This is a genomic window from Staphylococcus sp. 231237_7MaSpsaltlick (assembly GCF_043107035.1).
The window spans coordinates 1-902 of record NZ_JBICNX010000185.1; the positions used below are offsets into that span (position 1 = coordinate 1).

Annotated in this window: 1 protein-coding gene; it reads right to left on the minus strand. The window is 29.2% G+C overall.

Annotated elements, in window-relative coordinates; all coding sequences use genetic code 11:
• Window positions 1-37: 37 nt before the first annotated feature.
• Window positions 38-902: ISL3 family transposase (locus ACF91D_RS30785; RefSeq protein ID WP_392438553.1), on the minus strand; the 865-nt coding region annotated here is incomplete at its 5' end.

A 902-nucleotide genomic window follows, 5' to 3' on the forward strand; every position in this document is an offset into this window, starting at 1 on the left:
GGCTCTTTGTCAAAGAGGACTGATACCATTTTTGAGATTAGGCAACCTTAGGTTGCTTAATCTCTTTTTTGATTGGAGAAGCATAAAGTCGTGAAGTTAGTAAGATACGATTACGCAAATTATCATAATTTCTATATCCAAATGATATTCTTTTAATAAGTTTAATTTTATTATTGATGCCTTCTATTGGGCCGTTGGTTATATTAGGGTACTTCAAGGTATTATCAATATATAGTTGGTATTTTTTTAAAGTTTTTAGAACTATTTTTAATTTAAAACATACTTCGTTTAACTCTACTTCATTGAGCGTAGTTATAAAATCTTTTGAATTATTGTGTTTTAAACTATATCTTAATTCATTAACTACTTCATAGCTATGTTGGAAATTTGTATCAAAACTCAGTAAATACTCAACAACACCTTTAGGTGTTTGCCAAGACTTAAATAACTTAAGTTTGCGATAAGAAAAGGCGTTAAGATCTTCAAACGGAGTTAGAAGTAATTTCCAATAACGTTTGTATTTATTATATAAAGGTCTATTACTCCTTCTAAACGTATTCATCAGCTTAACCCTAGACATATTAAGCGCACGATTCAGCGCTTGAACAATATGAAACCTATCAATAATAATTTGAGCATTAGGAAATACTTCTTTAATCAAGGACATATATGGTTCATACATATCAATTGTAACGGTTAACACTTTATTTCTCTCTTCGAGAGGAAAACGAGAAAAATAATTTTTTAGAGAATATAGTTTTCTATCTCTTACAATATCTATAATTTTATGCGAAGTCGCATCACAAAAAATAAAACTCATAGCGCTGTCTACTTGTTTAACACTTTTAAATTCATCCATTAGTATATGTTTCGGTAATGTGCTGAATGGCAAATGTTTGATA